Source organism: Exiguobacterium sp. A1_3_1 (assembly GCF_048985645.1).
Taxonomy (GTDB): Bacteria; Bacillota; Bacilli; order Exiguobacteriales; family Exiguobacteriaceae; genus Exiguobacterium_A; species Exiguobacterium_A indicum.
The window spans coordinates 19,753-44,791 of record NZ_WBYY01000002.1 but is presented as its reverse complement, the minus strand read 5'-3'; the positions used below and the strand labels follow the sequence as shown (position 1 = coordinate 44,791).

Annotated in this window: 23 protein-coding genes; 5 read left to right on the top strand and 18 right to left on the bottom strand. The window is 49.0% G+C overall.

Translation table 11 applies throughout. From position 1 onward, the window contains the following. The first annotated feature begins 40 nt into the window (after nucleotides 1-40). Nucleotides 41-1,156: an NADH-dependent flavin oxidoreductase gene (locus F8N00_RS00565; protein WP_023469665.1), complete on the top strand. Its 1,116-nt coding sequence runs from the start codon at nucleotides 41-43 to the stop codon at nucleotides 1,154-1,156. 419 nt (nucleotides 1,157-1,575) lie between these two features. On the opposite strand, the gene F8N00_RS00560 is transcribed toward F8N00_RS00565, so the two are convergent. From F8N00_RS00560 to F8N00_RS00525, 8 genes are all read right to left on the bottom strand, one after another. Continuing rightward, nucleotides 1,576-2,142, bottom strand: a complete 567-nt coding sequence (locus tag F8N00_RS00560) for a 3'-5' exonuclease (protein ID WP_035395622.1) — start codon at nucleotides 2,140-2,142, stop codon at nucleotides 1,576-1,578. Nucleotides 2,143-2,250: 108 nt separating this feature from the next. After that, nucleotides 2,251-3,639 (bottom strand): MATE family efflux transporter, encoded by a 1,389-nt coding sequence (locus tag F8N00_RS00555; protein ID WP_058265687.1) that lies wholly within the window; start codon nucleotides 3,637-3,639, stop codon nucleotides 2,251-2,253. Between the two features lie 150 nt (nucleotides 3,640-3,789). Next, nucleotides 3,790-4,863 carry a site-2 protease family protein gene (locus F8N00_RS00550; RefSeq protein WP_075642925.1) on the bottom strand — a complete coding sequence of 358 codons (1,074 nt, stop codon included), beginning with the start codon at nucleotides 4,861-4,863 and terminating at the stop codon, nucleotides 3,790-3,792. Nucleotides 4,864-4,930: 67 nt separating this feature from the next. Beyond that, nucleotides 4,931-6,202, bottom strand: a complete 1,272-nt coding sequence (locus F8N00_RS00545) for a sensor histidine kinase (RefSeq protein ID WP_421017594.1) — start codon at nucleotides 6,200-6,202, stop codon at nucleotides 4,931-4,933. Continuing rightward, nucleotides 6,199-6,882 carry a response regulator transcription factor gene (locus F8N00_RS00540; RefSeq protein WP_035395630.1) on the bottom strand — a complete coding sequence of 228 codons (684 nt, stop codon included), beginning with the start codon at nucleotides 6,880-6,882 and terminating at the stop codon, nucleotides 6,199-6,201. Before F8N00_RS00540 ends, F8N00_RS00545 begins: the two co-directional genes overlap by 4 nt. A gap of 19 nt (nucleotides 6,883-6,901) precedes the next feature. After that, complete coding sequence (locus tag F8N00_RS00535; RefSeq protein WP_035395632.1) at nucleotides 6,902-7,786, bottom strand: hypothetical protein; 885 nt, start codon at nucleotides 7,784-7,786, stop codon at nucleotides 6,902-6,904. Nucleotides 7,787-7,883: 97 nt separating this feature from the next. Beyond that, entirely contained in the window at nucleotides 7,884-8,435 is a 552-nt protein-coding gene (locus tag F8N00_RS00530) for a maltose acetyltransferase domain-containing protein (protein ID WP_035395634.1), read from the bottom strand. Nucleotides 8,436-8,557: 122 nt separating this feature from the next. Next, entirely contained in the window at nucleotides 8,558-9,442 is an 885-nt protein-coding gene (locus F8N00_RS00525) for an SDR family oxidoreductase (RefSeq protein WP_055969577.1), read from the bottom strand. A 131-nt stretch (nucleotides 9,443-9,573) separates the two neighbouring features. Between F8N00_RS00525 and F8N00_RS00520 the strand changes: the two genes are divergently transcribed. After that, nucleotides 9,574-10,056 carry a VOC family protein gene (locus F8N00_RS00520; protein WP_055969574.1) on the top strand — a complete coding sequence of 161 codons (483 nt, stop codon included), beginning with the start codon at nucleotides 9,574-9,576 and terminating at the stop codon, nucleotides 10,054-10,056. Nucleotides 10,057-10,266: 210 nt separating this feature from the next. Here the strand turns inward: F8N00_RS00520 and F8N00_RS00515 are convergent, their stop codons facing one another. Then, nucleotides 10,267-11,616: an FAD-dependent oxidoreductase gene (locus F8N00_RS00515; RefSeq protein ID WP_075642926.1), complete on the bottom strand. Its 1,350-nt coding sequence runs from the start codon at nucleotides 11,614-11,616 to the stop codon at nucleotides 10,267-10,269. A gap of 410 nt (nucleotides 11,617-12,026) precedes the next feature. Here F8N00_RS00515 and F8N00_RS00510 point away from each other — a divergent pair, with 410 nt between their 5' ends. Both F8N00_RS00510 and F8N00_RS00505 read left to right on the top strand, forming a co-directional pair. Next, nucleotides 12,027-12,644: a YitT family protein gene (locus F8N00_RS00510; RefSeq protein ID WP_058265694.1), complete on the top strand. Its 618-nt coding sequence runs from the start codon at nucleotides 12,027-12,029 to the stop codon at nucleotides 12,642-12,644. 99 nt (nucleotides 12,645-12,743) lie between these two features. Further along, nucleotides 12,744-13,310 carry a GNAT family N-acetyltransferase gene (locus tag F8N00_RS00505; RefSeq protein ID WP_058713916.1) on the top strand — a complete coding sequence of 189 codons (567 nt, stop codon included), beginning with the start codon at nucleotides 12,744-12,746 and terminating at the stop codon, nucleotides 13,308-13,310. 72 nt (nucleotides 13,311-13,382) lie between these two features. On the opposite strand, the gene F8N00_RS00500 is transcribed toward F8N00_RS00505, so the two are convergent. From F8N00_RS00500 to F8N00_RS00460, 9 genes are all read right to left on the bottom strand, one after another. After that, a complete protein-coding gene (locus F8N00_RS00500; protein ID WP_075642927.1) occupies nucleotides 13,383-14,759 on the bottom strand; it encodes a hypothetical protein in 1,377 nt (458 codons plus the stop codon). Next, nucleotides 14,756-15,673 carry an FTR1 family iron permease gene (locus tag F8N00_RS00495; RefSeq protein ID WP_075642928.1) on the bottom strand — a complete coding sequence of 306 codons (918 nt, stop codon included), beginning with the start codon at nucleotides 15,671-15,673 and terminating at the stop codon, nucleotides 14,756-14,758. Before F8N00_RS00495 ends, F8N00_RS00500 begins: the two co-directional genes overlap by 4 nt. A 12-nt stretch (nucleotides 15,674-15,685) precedes the next feature. Next, complete coding sequence (locus F8N00_RS00490; protein WP_235515952.1) at nucleotides 15,686-16,420, bottom strand: hypothetical protein; 735 nt, start codon at nucleotides 16,418-16,420, stop codon at nucleotides 15,686-15,688. Beyond that, the gene (locus F8N00_RS00485; RefSeq protein WP_075642929.1) at nucleotides 16,417-17,145 is read right to left on the bottom strand and encodes a glycosyltransferase family 2 protein; all 729 of its coding nucleotides are present in this window, start codon (nucleotides 17,143-17,145) and stop codon (nucleotides 16,417-16,419) included. Before F8N00_RS00485 ends, F8N00_RS00490 begins: the two co-directional genes overlap by 4 nt. Further along, nucleotides 17,142-18,578 carry an alkaline phosphatase family protein gene (locus tag F8N00_RS00480; RefSeq protein ID WP_075642930.1) on the bottom strand — a complete coding sequence of 479 codons (1,437 nt, stop codon included), beginning with the start codon at nucleotides 18,576-18,578 and terminating at the stop codon, nucleotides 17,142-17,144. Before F8N00_RS00480 ends, F8N00_RS00485 begins: the two co-directional genes overlap by 4 nt. Continuing rightward, a complete protein-coding gene (locus F8N00_RS00475; RefSeq protein WP_058265699.1) occupies nucleotides 18,575-19,429 on the bottom strand; it encodes a lysylphosphatidylglycerol synthase transmembrane domain-containing protein in 855 nt (284 codons plus the stop codon). Before F8N00_RS00475 ends, F8N00_RS00480 begins: the two co-directional genes overlap by 4 nt. Next, complete coding sequence (locus F8N00_RS00470; RefSeq protein WP_075642931.1) at nucleotides 19,411-20,322, bottom strand: NAD-dependent epimerase/dehydratase family protein; 912 nt, start codon at nucleotides 20,320-20,322, stop codon at nucleotides 19,411-19,413. Before F8N00_RS00470 ends, F8N00_RS00475 begins: the two co-directional genes overlap by 19 nt. Before the next feature lie 26 nt (nucleotides 20,323-20,348). Then, the gene (locus F8N00_RS00465; protein ID WP_035395649.1) at nucleotides 20,349-21,533 is read right to left on the bottom strand and encodes a hypothetical protein; all 1,185 of its coding nucleotides are present in this window, start codon (nucleotides 21,531-21,533) and stop codon (nucleotides 20,349-20,351) included. Nucleotides 21,534-21,689: 156 nt separating this feature from the next. Further along, nucleotides 21,690-22,217 (bottom strand): YbjN domain-containing protein, encoded by a 528-nt coding sequence (locus F8N00_RS00460; RefSeq protein ID WP_023469644.1) that lies wholly within the window; start codon nucleotides 22,215-22,217, stop codon nucleotides 21,690-21,692. Between the two features lie 200 nt (nucleotides 22,218-22,417). On the opposite strand from F8N00_RS00460, the gene F8N00_RS00455 reads away from it, so the two are divergent. Continuing rightward, nucleotides 22,418-24,871, top strand: coding sequence for a CoA-disulfide reductase (locus tag F8N00_RS00455; protein ID WP_075642932.1), 2,454 nt, complete (start codon nucleotides 22,418-22,420; stop codon nucleotides 24,869-24,871). The last annotated feature ends 168 nt before the right edge of the window (nucleotides 24,872-25,039 follow it).

Genomic DNA, 25,039 nt, shown 5'->3' with positions numbered 1-25,039 from the left:
TCGATATTCAATTCAAGAAATTAGAGGAGGCACTTCACTCATGGCAACTCAAGCAATGTTTGAACCATTTACATTACCAAACGGTGTGACGCTGAAAAACCGCGTCTTGATGGCACCGATGACGAACTATGCAGCACAAGAGAACGGCGAAGTATCGGATGCGGAACTCGCGTACTATGCAGAACGTTCAGGCGGCGTCAGTGCGGTCATTACAGCATGTGCGAATGTCACAGCAGACGGTCAAGGATTCCCGAATGAGTTCGGTGCGCATCGTGACGATCTCGTTCCAAGTCTGAAGCGACTCGCAAAAACGATTCAAGATAAAGGCGCAAAAGCGATCTTACAAATTTTCCACGCTGGTCGTATGGCACCACCAGAACTCGTCGGTGGGCAAACAGTCAGTGCAAGTGCTGTCGCACCTGTACGTGAAGGAGCAATGACACCTCGTGCGCTAGAGGCGGAAGAAGTTGAAGCAATCATTGAAGCATTCGGTCAGGCGACACGTCGTGCGATGGAAGCTGGATTTGACGGTGTTGAGATTCATGGTGCGAACACGTACTTGATTCAACAATTCTTCTCACCACACTCAAACCGTCGCGAAGACAAATGGGGCGGTAGCTTAGAAAAACGTCTCGCCTTCCCATTAGCGGTCGTGGATGCAGTCGAAGCTGTCGCGAAACAGGATCCTTCGTTCATCGTCGGATACCGTTTCTCTCCAGAAGAGATCGAAAATCCAGGAATCACACTCGATGATACGATGCGCCTCGTCGATGAGCTGGCGAAAAAAGACCTCGATTACTTGCACGTTTCCGTGATGGACTTCTTCGCAGGTTCGATTCGTGACGAAAATGCAACGACATCACCAATCACGCTCGTCCAAGAACGTGTTGGCGAACAAGTACCTGTCATCGGTGTCGGATCGCTGCACACAGCGGACGAAGTCGAACAAGGTTTGGCTGTCGTTCCAATGATCGCTCTCGGTCGTGAACTGATCATGGAACCGAAGTGGGTTGAGAAAGTCGAAGCGGGTGACCTTGCGTCAATCCGGACAGAACTTGATCCAGAAGCACAAGCAGAACTCGTCGTTCCAGATGCATTATGGGCAGGCATCACAAGTCGTCCAGGCTGGTTCCCGATCAAACAAACAAGCAAATAATAGAATAGTATCAAAAAACACTCTAGATCTCGTGTCTAGAGTGCTTTGAGACTGAAGGTAAAGTGCAATTTTTCTCTAACGAGAAGGATTGCGCTTTTTTGTTCGTCTCGCATCGTTTTCCTGGGACAAGCATCGCGCCGCTTCGCTTCGCTGCAGGGTCGCTCTTGCTTGTTTTTCCCTAGGAAGCGATGTCGAGTGAACAAAACGCGTCTCGGATCCTTCTTCTAGATAAAAAAGAATAACGCGTTACACGCCACTCCTACAGGAAAAAGCGCATTTATGCGCTGTCAGAGACAAACGAGACCCGTTTCCTGCTCGAATAGAGCGGGAAAACTGGCTTGTGTCTCGCCTGAGGAAAGGGCGTGAAAAGATGCGTCATTTTTTGGAGTCAGCCCTGTTGTCTACAATTTTTTTGTTTATTAATAGGCAACCTGTCCCATCCGAACGCCACAAAACGTATGCAAGGAGACCGGATCCTGTAGATTCGTTCGTTCCAACATATCGTTTAGGAGCAAGGCACAGACGTAGGCATCCTCTTTCGCGTCATGGTGCTGGAAAGAGACGTTGAGGAATTCAGCCATCGTATTCAATCGATGGTTCGGCAACCACGGATACAGTTTGCGGGATAATTTGACCGTGCAGCCGTAGGTGAAAGCGGGCATCTGGTACATATCGTATTTTTGAATCGCTTTTTGGAGCGCCCCCATATCAAATGATGCATTGTGGGCAACGACCAGTTGAGCACCTGCGATTAAATCGTATAAGCCCTGTGCTTCCATCGCTTCAGGTAACGTCGGTGCATCGAAGACATCACTCGGACGAATTCCATGGACCCGGATGTTTCCAGCATCGAAGTTCTCTTCTGGATTGATTAAGACCTGTTTACTCTCCGTGACGCGACCGTTGGAGAGAACGGACCAACCAAACGCACAAATGCTTCGGCTATTCCGATTTGCCGTTTCAAAGTCAATCGCTAATGTATACATGCAGCAGACTCCTTTCTGTCATTCACTAGTAACAGAATACATGTTCGTATTATAGAAGTCCATTAAAAAAGACCATCTGCAAGGCAGATGATCTGATATCCATTCCAGTCACTTCGCGGTGGCGACTTTTTGTTCCTCTGCGACGTACTCCTCCGGTTTAAATAATAGAACGCGATCTTTATAGGCGAAGACAAGGGCCGTCAAGACAGCCATCGCATCAGCGATCGGGAAAGCGAACCAGACACCATTGACACCGAAGAACAGGGGTAAGATCAAAACGAGTGGAATCGTGTATAACGTTTGGCGTGACAAGGACAAGAATAAAGCGACTTTCGCTTTGGCGAGCGATTGATACATCCCGTTGACAATCATTTGAATCCCATAGACGAACGATAAAGCGAATAAGATGCGCATCGCACTCGAGCCTTCCTGCAGCAGTGCTGCTTCTTCCGTGAACAAGCCGACCCAGAAGCGAGGGAACAATTGAATCAGTAACCACAAGCTGATCGATAACGATAAGCCGTAACGGATTGCCAACTTGATGGCAAGCGACATCCGGCTAAATTGCCGAGAACCGAAATTATACCCGACGATCGGTTGCATCCCTTGCACGATCCCCATGATTGGCATACCGACGAGCGCCATGAACTTATTGATGACCGCAAACGTCGCTAGTTCCGTCGTACCACCGTACCGGACGAGCATGTGGTTGACGGTGATGAACAAAATCGATTGGGAGACTTGCATGATGAACGACGATGATCCGATTTGCATCATCCGAAACGTTAAACGGAAATCGGGTTTGAAAGCATTCCGATCGAGTGTTAACCCCGTTTGCCGACGTTTCGTAAAGAAGAATCGGAAAACAAGTGCAGCACCGACGATTTGCGCAACGACTGTTCCGAGTGCAGCACCTTGGATGCCCCAATCAAGACCAAAGATGAACAGAGGTGTCAGGACGATGTTGATGGCAACCGTCGTCAGCATGATGCGCATCTGATAGTTCGCGCGTCCTTCTGCGCGTAACATTGCACTCGACGCCATCGTCAACATGAAGAAAGGAGATCCGATCAAGAGGACGCGTAAGAAATCGATGCTATACGGCATGATTTCATCTGTCGCTCCAAAGAGACGAAGTAACGGTTCGACGAAGATGAAAGCACTGATGATGGCGAGCATACTGATGAAGAAAACTGCTATCAAGACGTTCGCATAAGCACGACTGGCACCATCCGTCTGTTTTTGACCAAGCCGTTGTGACGCAATCGCAGCCCCCCCGATCCCAATCGAGTTGGCGATTGCCATCAACACGAGCTGGACGGGGAAAGCGATTCCGACAGCGGCAACGGCAGCCGTACCGATGCCTTGAGCGACGAAAATCGTATCGACGATATTATAGAGTGCCGTGACGAGCATCCCGACCATTGCCGGCAAGGAGAGACTAAGTAAGAGCTGGTTGATAGGTGCTTCACCCAAACGGGCAGTGTTTTTATTCATGGAAGGAGAGCCTCCTTTTTTAGACAAGTGGTAAGTAGGGTTTTACTCAGAGTAGTCGCTTCTATGAAGAGATGCAAGAAATCACTCTAGTCAATGTGTTCGTCTTATAAAAAAAGGATGCGCCATGAAGCGCATCCGATGGAACTCGTTCTAAGATGGTGTAGGCAAGTACCCTTTCGAGTACTCGAAAGCAATGAATAAAATGGCACCGAGCGCCAAGTAAGCGAGTAAGGTGATCGTTTGTTGTTTTTTCGGCATCTGGTGATACTGGACCGACTCTTCAGCGAGTCGGAGCGGTTCGATCCGCTGATCGATTCGTCGCAACAACGCATCGTAGTCGTTCGCAGCATCATATTGATACCGTAACAGGTCGTCCGCTTCCTGACGTGCCTCTTCCGGACTCGCTTGTCGCAAATCTTGTAAATCGAGACGAAGCGACCAAGCGATCGGGTCGTACGTACTTTCGACCGTTTGCTCTTCCTCCACTTCCGGTGCAAGAGCGACTTCCGCGTTTGCACGTTCTTGTTCCGCCTTTGCGCGTAAGACGCGTTCGCGTGCAGCACGGTATAACATCAAGGTCGATCGGTTCTCTTCATATTGTTTTGCGAACTTATACCGTTTCCAGACAGCACTGCCGCCGAAGAAAGCGATCAAGAGCAGAATCAGGCTGAAGTTCGTGATGCCGTAAGCAATCAAGGCAGCAAGACCCGCAACCCAAACGATGATCGGAAGTCCCGCAAGAATCCGTCCGCCGTCAAGCGGACTGACGGGAAGTAGGTTGAAGAGATTCAACAAGGCCCCGAGGTGGAAGATGACGAGCCAAAAGTCATTTCCCGTCACAGCGTATCCAATCGCAAGCGGAATCAGGGACACAAGACCCGCGAGTGGTCCACCGTACGCAAGAATCGCTTCTTGTTTTGGTGTCCGGAACGTATCTTTGATCCCGATGACGGCTCCCATGAACGGTACGAAAATCGCGGGACCCGTTTTAAAACCGAGTCGTTTCGCAGCGAGTAGATGTCCCATCTCATGAATGAATAGGAGATAGAGTAATCCGACCCCGAACCAGACACCGAATACTTGAGCGTAAAAGAGAAGCGAAACTCCGAACGAAATCAGAGTGCCTCCAAACTTCGAAAATTTTAATAAGGCAAGGATGACCTTTCCTTTCGTTAAGAGAAAGGCGCCGGCAACAGTAAGTCCACCCCAACGTTTTTTAGCCATCGTGAAATTCCTTCTTTCATCATGTGACGTTCTTCCTTAAGTGTACGACACAAATGTAGAAAAAGTTTCATTTAGACTGCTCGGGAATCAGATAGAAACAACTGCCATCTGGTTGACGGGCTTCACTACCGACCTGAAAATGATGCGTCGTCGCTAGAGCTGCAGCAATCGACAATCCGAGTCCACTTCCTGAACGATCGCGTGCTGCATCAAGTCGGTAAAACCGGTCAAATAACCGGGTACGTTCTTCGTTCGTTAGAGATGTTCCTCGATCAAGAACAGCGAGTCGCTCCTTGCGCAGATGCAATTCAGGAGAAGTGGCATATTTCAGGGCATTATCGACATAAATCGTCAAGATGCGTAGCACCGCTTCGCGATTCGCCAGGATCGTTCCAGAGGCATCAACAGGGATGATCGTCCCTGTCGCGTGATACATCCGATCAGCGAGTTCGCTCCCAAGCTCGGCTAAGTCAATCTCTTCGACAGACGTTTCTTCATAACCGAGACGAGACAGTTCGAGCATGGGCTCGATCAAGGTCGTCCGCATCGCATGCGTCTCCTGTAAGATATTTTCAATCGATTCATCGAGGACGTCCGGCTTCGTTTTGCCCCATCGCTTCAATAATTGCGCATACCCTTCGATGACGGTCAGCGGTGTCTTCATCTCATGCGAGACATCGGCGACGAACTGCCGTTGTTGTTCCATCGTCTGATCGACACGCCCAATCATCTGATTGAAGACGCGACCGAGGCGACCGATCTCATCATCACGTTCAGTCTGCACGGTCTCAAGCGTTCCAGAAGACGAGATCCGTTGCATCGTATCATTCAGTTGCCTGAGCGGGCGGAGCGTCTGATACGCAATCCAGAAGCTACTGATGAACGCGATGACGATTCCAACGACCAACACGATGGTGAAGGTCAAGACGAGTGTCGAGACCGTATCATCGACGCTTTCATCTTCGAATAAATAGGCTTGATCCTGATAGACGATACCGAACCAATCACCAGATTTGAAAGGTTCGTTCGAACGCGGGATACCGGGTAGGTCACTTGCTTGTACGTCTCCGTTAACGGTAGACGAGTCGTCGTCATCTTCATCATTTGAAATGACCCATCGTCCATCTTCGTTCGATAAGACGACGGAATCCTCATGAAGCGTCAACAATGCCCGGACCGATGAATCATCCTCCATCAATTCCTCCGCCTGTTCCAGTTGGGTATAACGCGATTCAATCAAATGATTGCGGACGACGAAGGTCACGACGATGAACGAAAGCAACAATAAAAGTGTCGTAAAGGCGGTGACGGATAAAGCAAGTTTCGTTCGAAGCTTCATGGGTTCGCCTCCCTCAGTACATAACCAACCCCACGAACGGTCTGGATCAAAGCAGGAGGGTGAGCATCGACTTTTTTTCGAAGGTAACGGATGTAGACGTCGACGATATTCGTCTCGCCGAAGTAATCGTATCCCCAGACGCGATTTAAGATTTGTTCGCGTGTCAGGACATGTTCTTTGTTTTCCAGTAAATACGTCAGGAGTTCGAACTCCCGTGGTGTCAAATCGAGTCGCAATTCATCGCGAAATGCTTCATGTCGATCAAGATCGAGTACAAGATCTGCGAACTGTAACGTGCGCGATGCGTTACTAGTTGAAGTCGGAGTGCGTAGTAACGCACGGATCCGGGCAAGGAGTTCCTCCATCTCGAACGGTTTCGTCACATAATCATTCGCACCAAGATCGAGTCCTGCGACCTTATCGTAAACTTCCCCACGTGCTGTTAGCATAATGACGGGGATATGAATACCTTTTCCACGGAGCCTGCGCAACACCTCGAAGCCGCTCAGCTCCGGCATCATCACGTCGAGTAAGACGAGATCAACCGAATGCTCAGCGGCAGCGAGACCATCTTTTCCGTTGGGGGCGACACGTGTCGCGTACCCGGCATATTGGAGTTCGAGTTCAAGGAGGCGTGCGATTTTCGCATCGTCCTCAACGATTAAGATGGTAGTTGGCATAAACATCCTCCTTTAATGATCATTCATCGATTTCTTTCACTTCGTCTGACGCGTTTAACTCAAGTTTAACGGAACCACCGACTCGGATGTCATCATCTTGTTCCATGTTTGATGCACGAGAGTACGATTTTTGCGTACCATTCTGTTCGATGATGATTTCTTGATTCGTTATTTTAGCGAGCGTGCCGCGGACTTCTTGTTCCCGTGCATCGTCACCGTCTTCGTCGCGTGTAGCATTACGATTCTCGTCGTCATCTTCGCGGTCGATTTCACGGACTTGACCGTCTGCATTCAATTCGATTTTCACGATATCCCCAGATTTCGCAGCGTCGCGTTCCGCACGATCCGCAATCGCGTAGACCGTCTCTTGTCCATCTTGTTCGAGTGTCAATTCACTTTGTGATAGGGCACGAAGGATGCCGTACCGTTCATTCGCATCGTCTGATGAATCATCTGAGCGATTGCCATCGTCCTCTCGGTCATTCCGATCGTCTTGATCTTCTCGCTCCAGTTCCGTGATTTGCTGATTCGCATTCAGATCGATTTTGACCCAATCGCCTTCTTGCACGGCTTCGCGTTCGACTGACGAAGCAAAGTCATACGTCTGAGTGTCACCGTTGACGTCGATCGTCATTGAACGATCCGATAGTTTTTGTAATGTGCCTTCGATTTCTTGATCGTCACGCATCGAAGCAGGAAGCTTTTGTTCGACTTGGCGCGAAGCAGCTTCGACTTTTTGCTCTGCCTGCTGTGAAGTGGTGACCGTCGAGTTGACGAGAGAGTGTCCCGGACCTGTGAAGAGTAGGAACGCACCGGCTCCTGTTAAGACTGTACCCGTTACGGCAAGTGTAGCGATTCCTTTTTTGAAACGTTTATTCCCTTTATCTGTTCGTTTTTCAGTCATGATGATGTCCTCCTTTAGTAGTGGCTGTTGTTCTTATACATAGAATAACCAGACCATGTGAAAGGAAGCTGAGGAACAGATTAGAATTTGATGAGAATTAGATTGTTTTGATGACTCGGGCTGGATTTCCACCGACGACGCTGTTTGCCGGTACATCCTTGACGACGACACTACCTGAGGCGATGACAGCATTATCTCCGATCGTCACACCGGGATTGATGACCGCGCGTCCACCGATCCAGACGTTATTCCCGATGACGACCGGTTTCCCGAATTCATAACCGCTGTTGCGCTCGACAGGATCGAGTGGATGGGTCGCAGTATAGATATGTACTCCTGGAGCAAGCATGCAGTTGTCACCAATCGTGATCGGACAAATATCGAGCAAGACACAGTCGTAGTTGGCATAAAAGCGAGCCCCTAACGTAATGTTGTAGCCATAGTCACATTTAAAGGTTGGTTCAATGTAAAAGTCGGCTTGCTCCGTCTGGAATAATTGTTGAAGAAGTGCCTTCCGTTTAGTCCCATCATGAACACTCAATTGATTGAACTCATAACAGAGCGATTGTGCCCGGATACGGTCAGCTACGAGTTCCGGATCTTGTGCTAAGTAGAGTTCCCCTTGAATCATCTTTTCTTTTTCAGTCATCTGATTCACTCCTTCATCGTTATTACTCTCATTAGACTAAATGGTGCCTCGTGATGCAACTGATATCCCGTTAAGACACATGAAAACAGGATAGCCGAAGCTATCCTGTCGAGATTCAATCCTTATGCCAATTCGATTCCGCCTGTGACACCATAGATTTGCGCCGTAACATAGCTCGCAGCGTCTGAAGCGAGGAAGACATACACATCCGACAGTTCGACCGGTTGACCACTTCGTTTCAGTGGTGTTTCCTGCCCGAACTCTGGAATGTTCTCGCTTGGCTGACCACCCGAGATTTGAAGCGGTGTCCAAATCGGACCAGGTGCGACGGAGTTGACACGGATTCCTTTTGGCGCGACTTGTTTAGCGAGTCCACGCGTGAACCCGTTGATGGCAAACTTCGTCGATGCATAATCCAAGAGGTTCGCGCTTGGGTTGTATCCTTGAACGGATGTCGTCGTAATGATCGAAGCCCCTTCTTTCAAGAGTGGCAAGGCTGCTTTGACGACCCAGAAAAGGGAGAAGACATTGATTTCGTATGTCTTACGTAATTGCTCCGTTGACAGGTCGAGAATATCTTCGACGGCTTGTTGTTTACCTGCGACAAGTGCCAAAATGTCGAGTCCACCGAGCGATTCGTGTGCTTCTTTAATGAGTTGCTGACAGAACGCTTCATCACTTAAATCACCAGGTAAGAGATATGCTTTTTGTCCCGCTGCTTCAACGAGTGCTTTGACTTCTTCCGCATCCTGTTGTTCTTCCGGTAAGTAGTTGAGCACGATGTCAGCCCCTTCACGAGCATAGGCAATGGCTGCTGCTCGGCCGATGCCGGAGTCGCCACCCGTAATCAGTGCTTTTTTGCCGATCAATTTGCCAGAGCCTTTATAACTCTCTTCGCCACAATCGGGAACAGGTTCCATTTTTGCTTGAACTGCTGGTGCGTCCTGATATTGTTTTGGGAAATCGTCATTGAAGTATTGGGTTAACGGATTTTTCGATGCAGCCATGTAAACATTCCTCCTGAAAGTTGGTTTTGGTATAGGGTGTATGTTCCCTCAACAGGTCGGATTAAACGTTTCTGATCGTAGTAAATTTGGAAATTGATGGTTTACACTAGAAAAAGAGGAGTGTGAAGAAGATGATTACTGGATTGTATGAAGCTCATTTACCGGTCAAAGAACTCGAACGATCAATTGCCTTTTATGAAAAATTGGGACTTGCATGTGCGTTCCAAAATGAACGCGTCGCTTTCTTTTGGATCGAGCACGGCAAGAGTTGGTTAGGTTTATGGAAAGCCGGTCAAGCCGAGTTACCGTATCATCCATCGATTCGACATGTGGCGTTTCGAATGGAGCAAGAAAATATCGATAAAGCACAGGACTGGTTAAAGGAGATGGGCATTATCGTCCGATCCGCCTTTGGTGTAGCGGCAGCCGATCAACCGCTCGTTCTCGATAACCATCCACATGCGCACGCGGCGATCTACTTCGAGGATCCAGATGGAAATTCACTCGAGTTGATTGCACCGTTACGCTTTGACATGGAGACGGTGAACGGCACAATGCCGTATCAGGACTGGCAGCATCTATTTGAGACTGAATCGGAGAAAAAGACGACATAACTGGGGTTTTCATTCGAAATCGCTTCCTAGGAAAAAACAAGCAGGAGCGACCCTGCAGTGAAGCGAAGCGGCGCGATGCTTGTCCCAGGAAAACGATTCGAGACGAACAAAAAAGCGCAATCCTTCTCGTTAGAGAAAAATTGCACTTTGTCTTCAGTCTAAAACAAGCAACGGTGATCCGTTGCTTGTTTGATTTATCGTGTAATGCGCTTAGACACGAGCGGATTGACGCTCATTCATTGCTTGCAGAGCTGCTTGGTTCAGCAAGTTCCACGGTTTGTTGTAGTGCGGTTGGAAAAAGAAGTCGACGAAAGCGAGCTCTTCAAGTGTCATATCGTTTTGAATCGCGACAGACAGTGTGTTCATCGCTTGTGTCAAATCAATTTTTGAGATGATTTGTGCACCGACGACACGATGGGTTGCTGTCTCGAAGACGAGCTTCAATTGGACGTCTTCTGCTGTTGGCATGAACTCTGGGCGATACGCATCTGTGACTGTCGTGCTACTCACTTCGAGTCCGAACAAGGGTGCCGCTTCTTCTGTCAAACCAGTCGATGCGATATTCAAATCATATAGGCGAAGACCAGATGTGCCTTGTGTTCCTTGGTAACGAATCTTTGGTGCGCGCAAGTTTTTACCGATCAATGTTCCCATCCGGACAGCATTCGTTGCGAGTGGAATATAGGCATGTGTCCGAGCTGGATTGTAATAGACGGCACAGCTGTCACCAGCAGCAAAGATGTTCGGGTTGCTTGTGCGCATATAATCGTCAACGATGATAGCACCGTTCGGTAGCATGTCGACCTGTCCTTTTAAGAGTTCCGTACTTGGGCGGAAACCGACACAGAGAATGACGAGATCCGTTTCAAACGTTCCTTTGTCTGTGACGACGTGTGTCACGGCGCCGTTTTCCCCTTTGAAGCTTTGGACGGTTTGTCCGAGTTCGAGGCGAATACCACGGTCTGTCAATTCACGTTCGATGACGTCAGTGAACGAGCGGTCGAGGTATTTGTTGAGAATGCGATCCGCACTATCGATGAACGTGACGTCTTTTCCGTATGCTTCAAACGCTTCGACGAGTTCAGCACCGATATACCCTGCACCAACGACTGTGATCCGCTCTGCATCTGTTGCTTTTTCAATGATTGTTTGAGCGTGGTGATAGTTTTTACAGAGCTCGATCTGATTCAATTCGATGCCGGGAAGCATCGGAATGATTGGCCATGATCCAGTCGTCATGATGAGTTTATCGTACATATCGTGAACGACTTCACCAGTCATGAGGTTTTTTGCAACGATCGTTTGGCGTTCACTATCGATTTCAAGTACATCATGTTTCAGACGCATCTCAGCGCCGAGTTCAGCGAGTTCACTTGGTGATGAGTAGAAAAGCGATTCCGCATGTTTGACGACACCACCGACGTGAAGCGCAATTCCACAAGAGAGAAACGATACATTGTCATTCCGCTCATAAACGGTGATCTCGACGTCTTGTTGTGAAGCGAGTTCTTTGACTGCTGCTGTTCCTGCGTGTGTACATCCGATGACTGCTACTTTCATGGGTAAAGTCTCCTTTGTGTTTTGTTTGTGATAAATATCACATTCATTTGATATACTTAGTGTAATCCTTCGCAAGGTTGTTTTCAAGTAGTTTGTTCAATGTTGAGCATAATCTTGTCTAAATTGTGAATGAGTGAGCAAAAGTGTTTGGATTATGTGAAGAATGCGTAAAACTGTTTTAGTTACTGAAATTCGGGTTATAATGAATGTAGATTTTTAATGAAGGGGTGGAAACCGATGGATACCGAGAGGACCAATCATCTATTCAGCTTACCTGATTTTTAGCAGTACCGGTCATAACGAACAGACGGTAATGGCTTATAAAAATCAGGGAGAGCGAAAATAGATGAATACCCAAACGGGACGTATAAAACCTCTCCCGCGATGTAAACGGGAGAGGACAATAAAACATGAAACGAATCGCAACCATCTTAACCGGAACGCTAATCATGGCGTTCGGTTACTACACATTGAATGAACAGTTCGGATTAGCAGAAGGCGGCTTCATCGGATTGTCGTTGCTCGGTCGATACTTTTTTGATATCAATCCTTCGATTTCAATGATCGTGCTCGATATTCCATTTTTCATTGGTGCCTTGTACTTCAAAGGAAAACGTTTCGTCAGCGAAGCGTTACTCTCAGCAGGTGCATTATCAGTTTTTTATGAGATGTGGCACCGACTCGATTTGTTCCACTTTCCAGAACAGGCTTGGCCAGCGACGCTCATCGCAGCGATCGCTAGCGGAATCGTGACCGGATATGGTCTCGGACTTGTTTTGAAAAGTGGAGCGGCAACAGGTGGAGACGATTTGCTATCGATGGGACTAAGTAAACTGACAGGTCTATCGATCGGAACGATCTTGTTCGGACTCGATGCCATCGTGTTAATCATCTCACTCGTCTATCTGCCGCTCAGCTTAACGTTATATACGTTACTGGCTGTAGCGATCGCTGGACGTGTCGTGGCTGTCATGACACGGGAGCCTGTCATCGTACCGGCACCTGTCGTACAAAAAGTCACGCAGTGAGACAGATGAATGTCTAAAAAAATCATGTATCGGATTCGACATCGTCGAGTCCGATTTTTCAGGTTCATGGATTAGAAAAAACGAAAGGAGAAGGATGAGATGATTCGACAAGCACATGCTTCTGAAGCACAACAGATTGCCCCGTTGATTGAGCAGGCGATTCATGAGATTGCTGAGACACTGACGGGTACGACAAAGCGGGAGGAAGTTTTAGAGCGACTCGCGTACTTCGTCGCTGAAACAGGAAACCGATTGAGTCATGAAAACATCCTCGTGAAAATCATCGAGGGTGAAGTAGCAGGTATCGTCATTGCATATGCCGGGACGGATGCGGAACAACTCGACGAACCGATCAAAGCACAACTGAAACGTTGGACGGGTCAAGACGTCCGGATCGACGTCGAGACGGAAGGACCGGTCTATTACTTGGATACTTTATCGGTTGACGCGCGTCATGGTGGAAAAGGAATTGGAACGGAACTATTGCAGGCAGCAGCGGAAGAAGGGGAAAAACGAGGACTACAAGCGTTCACCTTAAACGCTGATCAAACGAATGCAGGAGCACAGCGACTGTATCGTCGTCTCGGCTTCGAACCAGTCCGGACGATTGAAATCAGCGGCGGTACCTTTGATTATATGGAACGTCGTTACGATACGCAGCAATGAAAAAAACCATATCGATTTCCACGGTGGTATTCGGGAATCGACATGGTTTTTCGTATGGGTGTAGTCGTGTCGTCAAGGCGTTAATTGATACAGCATCGCTTGCGCGTCTTCTGGTTCGTAGCGGGCATCACTCGTGAAGCGGACGACTTGTTTGACGTTTGGTCGTACGCCTTGAGCGTGAAGACGCTCGAGCAATCGACCGGTCACGTAACTCTGGTCGGATTTTGGTTCTGCGTTCCATTTACTGATCGATCCGATCGGAACGATCGCGGCATCCGGTTGTTCAGACTGGAATTGGCGAGCTTCCTCGTCGGTAAAGACTGTCGCGCCGATTGGAAGAGTCGCTACGTAACGCGCTAGTTCAATCGTTGCCGGAGGACGCGTTGCTTGCTCGTTTAACGCGAGGCTACCGATCGTCAATTGAATGACTAAAAACGGCAGATACATCCGCAACGGAAGCTGACGGATCAACCAGATGAGTAGCAATAGGACAAGCGGTAAGACATGACGGGGTTTATCGATATTTTGTCCGAGCCAGACCCAGACGAAATAGAGTCCAGCCGTCGCTCCCCAAGCGACATCGACCGTCCAACGTCTGCGTAAGAATAGGAGCAGTCCAGACACTAGTCCGATCCATGTGCCATAGCCGATTCCATGCCAGAAGAGTTGCTGAAGCGTCTGAACAAATCGTTGAACGATAGAAGCATCATCGGTCTGAGCAGAACCACCCCAATCGGAAAAATGACCGCTGATGAAGCGGAGTGATAATTGAAGAAACGAATAGGGTCCACCGACAGAAAAAGCGACCGGGAGCAACCAAGCAAGCTGTGCCAGAACAAGAAGGGCGCACTCGGATAAGAGTTGCCAGTAATCCTTTCGTACCTGCCACAGCAGGACAAGCAACATGAAACCAAACGGCGCGTAGGACAATCGAGTCGCCATCAGTAAACCGAACAGAAGATACGGAAGCCAGCGACGAATCTGATGCCGTGCGCGTTCGATGCTCCAGCCGTACCAGACGAGTAGTCCGAGGGCGAGCCCATCCGACATCCCTGTCGCAGCGAACGTCACGAGTGAGGCAGTGGAGAGAACGGTAAAGGCAGCGATCAGCCGAGCCGTATCATAGGCATGACGGCGAAAGAGCGAGTAAAGTGGCAAGAGCGCACTTGCCAGTCCTAGTGTAGAGACGAGTCCGAGCGCTTTGACAGGTATCATCAGCGGCAGAAACAGATTGGCAAATAAGATGAAAAAGGGATAACCCGGAAAGTGCGGACGTAAATCAGCCAGATCATAATCGGTCACAGCTAACGTGAAGTTCGCAATATCGTAGCTCGCGATGAAGGGACTGACGTAACTGATCCGTAAACCAATCCAGCCACCGATGAATAGCAGCGTGATCCAAAAAAGCGATCTTCCACGCGGACGTGAACGATCGCTTCGGACGGTCAAGAAACCTCCTGTAAGGACTTTGATGACTTCGATGGTTTGTTTTGACGGAGCAACATCCAACCGGCAAAGGCGAAGTAGCCCCACCAAGCGACGACTTGTTCGAGCGATGGGTTATGGCTGTATCCGAACATCGCACCCATGAACGTTCCGATCTGTCCACTGATCAATGTTGAATTTCCTGTATCACGCAAGTATTGCACCTGATCGATGTAGTGCTCCGGCATGAAGCCGACGATATTGTATACAGCAGCTGGTGTGCCGTCAGCATTCATCAAAAGACTACCGAGCAAACCAAGATCTTGGAAGCGTCCAATCGTTTGGACGAGCATGCCGGCTGCGATGAATAGAATGAGTACGCCCGTCACTTGGAAGAAGCGTTTGACGGGAATCTTCATAGAGCCGGAAACGAATAAGTATCCGAAAATCAAGGCGAGTAACAGACCGGAAACCGCGCCATAACTCGTTAGTACTTTTTCGATTTCCCCACCTGAGATGGCAGCGAAGAAGAAGACGGTCTCAATTCCTTCTCGAACGATGACGAGGAAGGAGTGGATGATCATCGTGATGGCACTACCCGTCGAGACGGCAGCGGCGACCTTCGCTTGGGAGGCTTGTTGATTCTCTTTCGCTTCCTTTCCCATCCAGAGGACCATGTGTGTCAAGAGCAGGACGGAGACCATCATGATGCCGAGACGGAGATACGTATCGCTTCCGAAGCTCGCAAAACTCGTAAAGACGACTTGGAACAGGAACGCGACACCAAGGCTAGCGAGAAGTGCCAACCCGACACCTGCGTAGACCCACTTTTTATATTGTGGAGCGTTCAATCGATCGAGATAACCTAAGATCAACCCAACGATGAGAACAGCCTCGAGACACTCCCGAAGCGTAATCAAAAACGCTTGAAAATCCATCTGTCTTCCTCCTTATGAGCGGCGTTTCTTCTTCCATTGACCAATGACGACGATGACGATGAGGACGATGACGAGTCCGAGCGCAATCAATTTCCAAATCGCGTCCGTTCCGAACGTTTGACCGAGGAAGGAGTCTTCTTCCGTGAAGACGCCTGTTTTTTCTTCACCCGGCAAAACGAAGAGAGGTGTTAACGTATCTTCGATCATCGTAATGTTTTTCTTGAAGGATTCCTCATCACTCGCTTTTTTCCCGACCCCAAACAGACCAGGATTTCCGAGTGCTTTTAAGGATTCATCAAATGCAGTATACACGTCATCGGATGTTTGTGCATCCTTGCTTTCCTTGACGTAAGGCGCGAGCACATCGTATGTTCCGCGGGCTTTCGCAAGTAAGAGCTTCGCTTGACCGAAGTCCTCGAACTGCTCTTCAGCAAAGTGCAGACGACGTTCAATATTTTGACGGAGAGCGACGCGGTATGCTTGTTTAGCAGCCTCTGCATCTTCTTGTTCAAGCGCCGTGTCGATCTTCGCTTTCGCTTCAGGGAAATACAGTTTGAATTCTTTATCATAGGCGGCAAGGGTTTCTTTCGCAAGCGCGTAATCCTTGGCATCAAGCTGTTCTTCAAATTGTTTATACGCTTCCGCAAAAGCTTCCTTTCCTGGGTCTCCATAACTATAAGCGGAAACCGTGGAAGTGCTCACGAACAGTGAGAGCAGGAGGAGCGGTAGCAAAAGAAGGCGTTTCATCCGAGGTGCTCCTTTCGTTCCATGCGTTCTTCAACGCTAAGCTGTGTGATCGGTCGTCGCCATTCCCGGTAAATCGCTGGGAGGACACGTTGGACATAATTCAGACGGATAAAAGACTTTCCTGCTTCCCGGACCCGATAACGAATCGGGACTTCGTGCAGGCGGAAGCCTTTTCGGACGAGATTGAGAGTTAAGACTTGGGCATAGTTATAATCGTGAATGATCTCAGCATGGTGACACGCTGCGCGTGAAAAAGCACGCATTCCACTTTGACCATCATGGATTTTACGTTTCAATAAAAGGCATTGCAACCACGTGAAGACATGATTCCCGATATAGCGATAGAGTCGCATCCCGTCGACGGTACCGAGAAAGCGGGAACCGAATACGTAGTCGGCCTGATCGTGTAAGATCGGTCGCACGATATCCGGGATTTGATCGGCCGGATATTCGTTATCCGCATCGATCATGACAGCAACATCCGCGTCAAGTTCGTAGGATTGGCGGAGTCCTTCCCGGACTGCAGCGCCGAGTCCTTGATTTTGTTCGAACCGATAGACATGTGCGCCGTGTTGACGCGCGATCGTACTCGTCTCATCAGTCGAACCATCATCGATGACGAGGGTCTCGACCGGAATACCGTCGATCATGTCCGGGATCCGTTTTAAGACGAGCGGGAGCGACACTTCCTCGTTGTGTGCCGGTAAAAAGACGATAATCTTCATGTGTACCTCGCCTCCTTGAACGCTTCTGTCAACAGCACCCCGCGGCTATCGTGCGGGATGTCTGCCCCTAGTACTTTTGTGATCGTCGGTCCGAGTGACAAGATATGATGGTGCGTATCGACTTTTAGACCGGCATGAATGTTCTTACCGTACATCCAGAACGGAACGAACCGTTCGCCTTCATCCAAGTGACCGTGTCCGCCAATTCCATCCGCTTGACCGTGATCTGCCATGACGATGAGTGTCGCATCCTCGAGTTTACCGAGACGATCGAGCTCCTCACAAAATTCAGCGAGTAATGCATCCGCTTCTTCGATTTTTTGAACATACTCGGAATAGAGGGTGCCCCGACTGTGTCCCGTTTGATCCGTTCCGATCAACTGAATCGCGAGCAGATCCGGATCCTCTTCATGGACGATTTGTTTGGCACGTTCAACGATATTTCGATCTGCAACATCGTTATGCATGACTGCCGTGACGGTCCGTACATCGGTTGAACCGAACGCATCGACAAGGTGCGCGATACCAAGAATTTTTCCTGATTTATCGACGGCACGGAGACGATCGAAGACGGTATCCGTTTTAACGCCGGTCGTATTCCAGACCATGTTCGAATGAATGCCATGATCTTCTGGGCGAGCACCGGTGAACATCGAACTGAAGCAGACGACGGTCCGGGCAGGGTAAACCGTCTCCATATTCGTATATTCCGTTCCTTCCTGACGCAATCGTTCGAGGAACGGTGTGTTTGCTGCCATGTAGCGATCTTTACGCATTCCGTCGACAATCAGGACATAGACTTTTTCTGAAGTCGGAAGATCGGCATCTACCGTCATTGCCTCGGGCAACTTCGGTTTCCAGTCGAACAGGTAGTGATGCAGGATCCATGCAAAGACGAATAGACCAATTGGGAACCAGACGAACGTCATGTCGAGTGTCGGCGCGTCGCTTGCCGTCCACCAGTACATGAGTAACAAGGCAACCTTAGGCAGTTGCTCCTGCGCGTTACCACTTGTCGAATCACTATTCTTCAGAACGAGTTTCCAAAAGCGCGTGAAGTTCGTCCAGCGCGTTCCAATCCGGAGATGATAATAGATCGTCCCCCAGAAAAAAATCGTGAAGAAGAAATAGAGACCTGCGCCATAGGCGAACAAAGGTAAATAATCTGCATTCGTACCCCGAAGGAACAGCCAAACGATGACCGGAATCCAAAGGTAATTTCGTAAAAATAACGGAAAATCATAACGCCAAAGCAAGATGAACAAAGGAAGCGTCACGATGAAACCAAGACCAGCTTCTGCGAGAGGCATCTGCGTCCATAAGGCGTACGTCAAGAAGACGCCGATCGTAAAAATGGGTGTGAAGGGTTTTCCTTCATTGAGTAAGTTCCAGGCGCGTGCTGCGACTTTTTCAAAGCGAGAAGCGCTTTTCATCGTCTTCCTCCTTTCCAATCAGTGTATTTGAGCTGACGAACCAACAACCGAAGTGTAGCCGGATGCCGAATGAGAACGTACAGCGGGATAAGAAAAGCAAAGGCATATTTAAAGAAGTGCGTCATCAAGGCAACGTCGTATGCATGAGCAACACCGGCTTGCCGTAACACCGTACCCATCGCGAGTTCGTACGTACCGAGTCCACCCGGCGTGAATTGAATCACACCGGACAGGACACCGGCACTCATCGCAATCAATGTCGTCGGAAAGGACACATCGACACCAGCTCCATGTAAGAGGAGGAAGACGGCGAGTGCCTCGACTGCCCAAGCGAGCGTTCCGAACAGAACGAGCGATGGGAGATGCGGGACATGTCGGCGTAACACGAGCAATAACGCGGTCGCAAGGAGCGCGACGAGCAAGACGATTGGGTGAAACAACCAACCGATCAGAATGAAGGTACACAGAACGATCAAGTCAATACTTCGTTGTAAGACGAAGATCGCGCTCGTCTGTTTCCATGGACTTCCGACGGCTCTCGCCGTCACGAGTCGGATCATCTCTCCCAGTTTGACCGGTGAGAGATGATTGATCGTCAGTCCGAGATACAGGCTCGACAGGTATACAGCAGTCGGTGCACGTTTGGCATCGGCGCGGCGCCAGGCGACCGCGCGTAAATAAAAGGCGATCGCATACGTCAAGGTCGCAAGGATCGTCCAGGGACTCTTGAATAAAGCTTCAATGTACCGATACGAGACCGGTAACTCCAGGAAAAAACGGAGCAGTAAAAAGATGACAAGCCCGGTAAGCGTCAGATACAGAAACGTTCGAATCAGCGGTTTTGATGCCACGCGATCACCTGCTCCAGTCCAACATCGATCTCGATTGACGGTTGGTAACCGAATGCTTCTTTTGCAGCCGTCGTATCACTCCATGTCATCGTCACGTCCCCACGTCGTGCAGTTTGAGTTTGCACGGGCACATCAAACCGTTGACCGATCCGTTCAGCTAGCGTGCGGACGGAGACCGGCTGATTCGCGCCGAGGTTATACGTACCTACTGCACGAGCCAGCAACGCCTGTTCCATTCCACGGGTGATGTCATCGATATACGTGAAGTCACGGATCGGATCACCGAAGACGGTGAGTGCCTCTCCGCGTAATGCCTGTTCGATGAATCGAAACAGCGCCATATCAGGACGACCCGAAGGACCATAGACCGTAAAGAAGCGAAACAGCGTCACGTTTACATCATATAAATGAGCATAAGCATGACAAAAGCTTTCGGCACTATACTTGGCTGCCGCATAAGGACTGGCGACGTGTCCCGTTGCCTGATCTTCTTTCAGCAGACCCGTCTGTTCCCCGTAAACGGAAGAAGAAGACGCGAAAAAGACATGCGGCATGCCATGTCTTTTTGCGGCTTCTAACAAGGTCACCGTCATATCGATGTCCTCACGAATATAGTGATGCGGTTCCTCGAGCGAACGCGGAACACCTGGAAGAGCTGCGAGATGAAAGACGGCGTCGAACGATGTCTCCATCCAGGCGTCGAGATCGTGATGAACGTCACCCGTCGTAACGGTAACACCGGCACGTCTTAATGCAGCTGCTCGTTCTTCTTTTAACTGAACATCATAGTAGTCCGTGAAAGCATCAAGTACATGGACGGTATGGTGCTGCTGGAGCCGGAGGGCGAGGGCGGCGCCAATGAAGCCGGCACCTCCTGTGATTCCGATATTCATCTTATCCCTCCGTTTCCATTTCCTTCTTAGTTAAGTGGTTCGAGTGCGTCTGTGATCCGTTCACCTGTCGTTTCAGCCTTGACGTCGCCTTTTTCGACGAGTGCGAACCATTCGTTTGCATCTTTTGCGACTTGCGCTGCTTTGTCCTTGCCGAGACGATTCTCAAGCGTCGGTTTCATCGCAACGACGAACATGTTCGCTTCCATTGCTTCTGCACGTGCTGTATCGACGTCTTTCTTCTCGATCGCTTCTTGTGCCTCTTCATGATACCCGTCGACTTTTTCAGTCAACGCTTTTGCGAACAATCCTTCGATTTCTTTGTAAGAAACGTCAGCTGGCTTTGTTTTTGAGAAATCATAGCGCTCTTTCAGTGTTTTGACAGCCTCTTCGTCTCCGCCCGCTAATGATTCTTCGATCGCGAGGAGGAAGCCATATCCTTCTGCTTGTTCCATTTGTAATTCTTTTTCGTCCGTACCGGCTTTGACGCCATCCTCGATTTTTTGTGCATAACCGAGTGCAGCTAAATAGAAGGAACGATAAATCGATTTATCCGTCACTTGTTTCGCAACATTGAAGTCACCGATTTCTTTCGCGTCGATGGCTTCTTGCTGAGCTGCAAGACCTGATGTGATCGCTTGAGCGATGGCGTCTTCGTTTTTGAAGCCGTAGCTCGCGTCCCGTTTTTCAGCTGTCGGAATGAAGACGGTCTTCGCCATCGCTTCCACGTCCTTGAGTGCTTCCGTTGCAGCTTCCGGTTTACCAGCTACGAGTGCTTCTTCAGCTTTTGCTTGTGTTGCTTTTTGTAATTTATAGAAATACGATTGTAGACCTTTATCCACGAGTTGACGCGCGATGTTCTCATCGAGATCCTTCGCTTCCACACCTGCTAAAGCAGACTGGATGACTTGTTCGATTTCTGGTGCTGTCGTCTCGACACCACCTTTTAGTTTCGATTCATAACTTGTCGTGACCATCTTCCAATCAATCGCTTGTCCTTCTTTTGCTTTGTCGAGTTCTGTTTTGATTGAGCTGAAGATCGTCAATTCATCTGTCAGTGTCGTTGCAGCGATCCCCGCATCTGCTGATTTAGTTTCGGTCGACTGTTCCGTTTTCTCTTTTTTCGGTGCAGTCGTATCCGTTTCATTCGAACCGCAGGCAGCTAAGATACCGGCTACCATGAAGATAGAAGCTACTTTTAAACGTTTTTTCATAATCGTGATTCCCCCAGAAGAATTAATAAGACGTTTTCCGTCATGTAGTCGTTTTCACAAATCTAACTATAGCGAGAATAATTCTCATTGTCAATTGAACTTTAAAGAAAAAAACGGCTTCGGAGCAGGGCTCCAAAGCCGTTTTAAAATGAGAAATTAGAACTGTTCGTACAGTTTTGTCAAATACGTGTAGACTTCGTCTGATGCTTGGAACATCATGACAGAATGTCCGAAGATCGCAGCTGGGTTGAAGCCATGATCAAGATCGATCGTTGATGCGATCGTGACATCACGGTCGCTGTCGAGAACGACGCGGAAGTATTTGAACTCTTGGTTGAAGTCATTGATGGCGTTCAGAATCGGGAGATCCTCGACACCGTCTGGTACGTGTGTCACCGTACGAGCGAATAATTCGACATCTGTCGTCGTCTTACTGAAGACGATCATCATCATCGGTTCTGCTCCTGCAGGTGTTTTTTCTTGTGTCATAAAGAAGACGTGTGTCTCATTCTCACGTGCTTCCATTGGAATGCCTTTTTCAACGAGGAAAGCTTGGAATGCTTCCAAGTGTTGTTGCTGTTGTGGCGCGATTCCTTGTTCGTTTGTTTCGGGTTGACGATCTTGGTGAATCGGTGTCACTTTATTGTTCTCGTTTGATTCGTTCGAGTTACGTTCCTGGTCCATTGCAAAATCCCCCTTTATATACTATAAATTCAGTTTCAAGCATTTCAGAAGGAATTGCAACTAATGTCCGTTAAGATAGGAAGAAAATACAAAAGAGCAGAGATATGTCTTGTTTGTGAATCTACGAGCAATTGACTTGAAATGACATACCTAACAGGGTATATTAGGTGACAGATAGAAATTCAAGGAGGAATCATCAGATGAAAACGATCATCGTAGGCGGCGTCGCTGGTGGCGCTACGGCTGCAGCACGACTGCGTCGGATTGACGAAACGGCAGAAATCATTTTGCTTGAACGAGGAAAAGAGATTTCGTTCGCGAACTGTGGACTGCCTTACTATATCGGAGATGTCATCAAAGATCGCAATAAATTACTCGTCCAAACGCCAGAAGGCATGCACGCGCGGTTTAATTTAGATGTCCGTAACTTGTCGGAAGCGATTCGGATCAACCGTGAAGCGAAGACGGTCACGATCCGCAATGTCGAAACGGGTGAAGAATACGATGAATCGTACGACCATCTGATTCTTTCTCCAGGTGCAAAACCAATTCGTCCAAACATTCCAGGACTTGAAGATGCAACAAACGTCTTTACATTACGGAACATTCCGGATACGGACCGGATGCGGGAATACGTCGATACGACGCGTCCAGAGCGGGCAGTCGTCATCGGTGGAGGATTCATCGGTCTCGAAATGGCAGAAAACCTCGTCGAACGTGGGGCGCACGTCACCCTCGTCGAGATGGCGGATCAAGTCATGGCTCCGGTCGACCCGGAAATGGCAGCAATCGTTCATGAACATCTGCGTGCGAAAGGCGTCGAGTTGATTCTAGAAGATGGCGTCGCTCGTTTTGAAGAGGCAGGTCGCCGCGTCGTCCTGACAAGTGGACGCGTAATCGAAACCGAGATGAACATCCTATCGATTGGTGTTGCACCGGAGAGCACGCTCGCAGCAGATGCTGGTTTAACACTTGGCATCAAACAGACGATTCAAGTCGACGATCAACTGCGGACATCTGATCCATCGATCTTTGCGATTGGTGACGCGATTGAAGTCAAAGACTATATCACGAAGGAAGCGACACATGTTCCACTCGCGTGGCCGGCAAACCGTCAAGGACGCCTCGTTGCTGACATCATCGCCGGACGCGACGTCCGGTATAGCGGCACACTCGGAACAGCGGTAGCAAAAGTCTTTGATTTGACGGTCGCTTCGACCGGTAACAATGAAAAACGGTTGCGTCAACTTGGTCTTCGTTATGAAGCCGTGCATCTCCACCCGGGATCGCATGCGGGATACTACCCAGGGGCGAGTCCGATTTCGATGAAGTTACTATTTGATCCAATCGAAGGAACGATCTACGGAGCGCAGGCAATCGGCATGACAGGTGTCGAGAAACGGATTGATGTTCTCGCGACAGCGATCAAAGGTGGATTGACAGTGCTTGATCTACCAGATCTTGAACTATCATATGCACCGCCGTATAGTTCAGCGAAAGATCCGGTCAACATGGCAGGGTATATCGCGTCGAACATCGTGCTTGGTGACAGTGCGAACGTTCATTGGCACGAAATTGACGCGATCGTCGCCAACGGTGGCTTATTACTCGATGTCCGTGAACCATCGGAAAACGAGTTAGGCGCGATTCCAGGGTCGGTCAATATCTCGTTACCGACGTTACGTGAGAAGTTGACTGATCTGCCGAAGGATCAAACGATCTATGTGACATGCCAAGTCGGATTACGTGGATATATTGCGAGTCAACTGTTGCAACAATACGGTTATGATGTGAAAAACTTAAGCGGCGGATACAAAACATGGTCGGTCGTGCATCGTGATCAAGAAGCACGAAGCCAAGCGAAGGAGGAGACTGCTGTGACGGTAACGAAACGTGAGCCAACAACGAAGACTGCACCAGAACAAGTGGCGCTGCTCGATACGTGCGGTTTACAGTGCCCAGGTCCAATCTTAGAGCTGAAAACAAAAATCGATCAGATGACGGACGGCGAGCAAATTTTCGTCAAGGCGTCAGACCCAGGATTCTTGCCAGACGTTCAAGCATGGGCGAAAAAACTAGGTCACACGGTCCATTCAGCGGAGATGAATCAGGGAGTCGTCGAGGTCTTGCTTGAAAAAGGGCAAGGGGAGACACCTGCTGCAGCATCGGTTCAAGTCAATCCGGCAGATGATGCGACGATGGTCGTCTTCAGTGGTGATCTTGATAAAGCACTTGCCTCTTTCGTCATTGCGCAAGGTGCACAAGCGATGGGGAAACAAGTGACGATGTTCTTTACGTTCTGGGGCTTGAACATCATTCGAAAATCAGACGCACCGGCAGTTGAGAAAGCCGGTATTGAACGGATGATGGGCATGATGATGCCGAAACATGCCGGGGAGTTGCCGCTCTCGAACATGAACATGGCAGGCGCCGGTCAAAAAATGATGAAAAAAGTCATGAAGGATAAACAAGTCGATGCACTCGAGACGATGATGGCAAAAGCGCAAGCAGCGGGTGTCCGTATGATCGCCTGCACGATGTCGATGGATATCATGGGCATTAAGAAGGAAGAACTCCTCGATGGCATTGATTACGGTGGTGTCGCGAGTTACCTTGGTGCAACGGACGGTGCCAATCTGAATCTGTTCATCTAATCTAAAAACTGTTTATGTGAACGTGTCAAACCTGACATCTGATGTGAGGTTTGACACTTTTTTTACGTCCTAAGGTATAGATGAGTTTGATTTTTCAAAAAAAATTGCGTATGATAAATCACATGTGAAAAAAACTTACATACAAATAGAGAGAAAAGATGGATGGAA

What these genes read in the sequence shown, in the direction of transcription:
- F8N00_RS00565 (WP_023469665.1), top strand. Translation starts at nt 41, where the DNA reads ATGGCAACTCAAGCAATGTTTGAACCATTTACATTACCAAACGGTGTG.
- F8N00_RS00560 (WP_035395622.1), bottom strand. Translation starts at nt 2,142, where the DNA reads ATGTATACATTAGCGATTGACTTTGAAACGGCAAATCGGAATAGCCGA.
- F8N00_RS00555 (WP_058265687.1), bottom strand. Translation starts at nt 3,639, where the DNA reads ATGAATAAAAACACTGCCCGTTTGGGTGAAGCACCTATCAACCAGCTC.
- F8N00_RS00550 (WP_075642925.1), bottom strand. Translation starts at nt 4,863, where the DNA reads ATGGCTAAAAAACGTTGGGGTGGACTTACTGTTGCCGGCGCCTTTCTC.
- F8N00_RS00545 (WP_421017594.1), bottom strand. Translation starts at nt 6,202, where the DNA reads ATGAAGCTTCGAACGAAACTTGCTTTATCCGTCACCGCCTTTACGACA.
- F8N00_RS00540 (WP_035395630.1), bottom strand. Translation starts at nt 6,882, where the DNA reads ATGCCAACTACCATCTTAATCGTTGAGGACGATGCGAAAATCGCACGC.
- F8N00_RS00535 (WP_035395632.1), bottom strand. Translation starts at nt 7,786, where the DNA reads ATGACTGAAAAACGAACAGATAAAGGGAATAAACGTTTCAAAAAAGGA.
- F8N00_RS00530 (WP_035395634.1), bottom strand. Translation starts at nt 8,435, where the DNA reads ATGACTGAAAAAGAAAAGATGATTCAAGGGGAACTCTACTTAGCACAA.
- F8N00_RS00525 (WP_055969577.1), bottom strand. Translation starts at nt 9,442, where the DNA reads ATGGCTGCATCGAAAAATCCGTTAACCCAATACTTCAATGACGATTTC.
- F8N00_RS00520 (WP_055969574.1), top strand. Translation starts at nt 9,574, where the DNA reads ATGATTACTGGATTGTATGAAGCTCATTTACCGGTCAAAGAACTCGAA.
- F8N00_RS00515 (WP_075642926.1), bottom strand. Translation starts at nt 11,616, where the DNA reads ATGAAAGTAGCAGTCATCGGATGTACACACGCAGGAACAGCAGCAGTC.
- F8N00_RS00510 (WP_058265694.1), top strand. Translation starts at nt 12,027, where the DNA reads ATGAAACGAATCGCAACCATCTTAACCGGAACGCTAATCATGGCGTTC.
- F8N00_RS00505 (WP_058713916.1), top strand. Translation starts at nt 12,744, where the DNA reads ATGATTCGACAAGCACATGCTTCTGAAGCACAACAGATTGCCCCGTTG.
- F8N00_RS00495 (WP_075642928.1), bottom strand. Translation starts at nt 15,673, where the DNA reads ATGGATTTTCAAGCGTTTTTGATTACGCTTCGGGAGTGTCTCGAGGCT.
- F8N00_RS00490 (WP_235515952.1), bottom strand. Translation starts at nt 16,420, where the DNA reads ATGAAACGCCTTCTTTTGCTACCGCTCCTCCTGCTCTCACTGTTCGTG.
- F8N00_RS00485 (WP_075642929.1), bottom strand. Translation starts at nt 17,145, where the DNA reads ATGAAGATTATCGTCTTTTTACCGGCACACAACGAGGAAGTGTCGCTC.
- F8N00_RS00480 (WP_075642930.1), bottom strand. Translation starts at nt 18,578, where the DNA reads ATGAAAAGCGCTTCTCGCTTTGAAAAAGTCGCAGCACGCGCCTGGAAC.
- F8N00_RS00470 (WP_075642931.1), bottom strand. Translation starts at nt 20,322, where the DNA reads ATGAATATCGGAATCACAGGAGGTGCCGGCTTCATTGGCGCCGCCCTC.
- F8N00_RS00465 (WP_035395649.1), bottom strand. Translation starts at nt 21,533, where the DNA reads ATGAAAAAACGTTTAAAAGTAGCTTCTATCTTCATGGTAGCCGGTATC.
- F8N00_RS00460 (WP_023469644.1), bottom strand. Translation starts at nt 22,217, where the DNA reads ATGGACCAGGAACGTAACTCGAACGAATCAAACGAGAACAATAAAGTG.
- F8N00_RS00455 (WP_075642932.1), top strand. Translation starts at nt 22,418, where the DNA reads ATGAAAACGATCATCGTAGGCGGCGTCGCTGGTGGCGCTACGGCTGCA.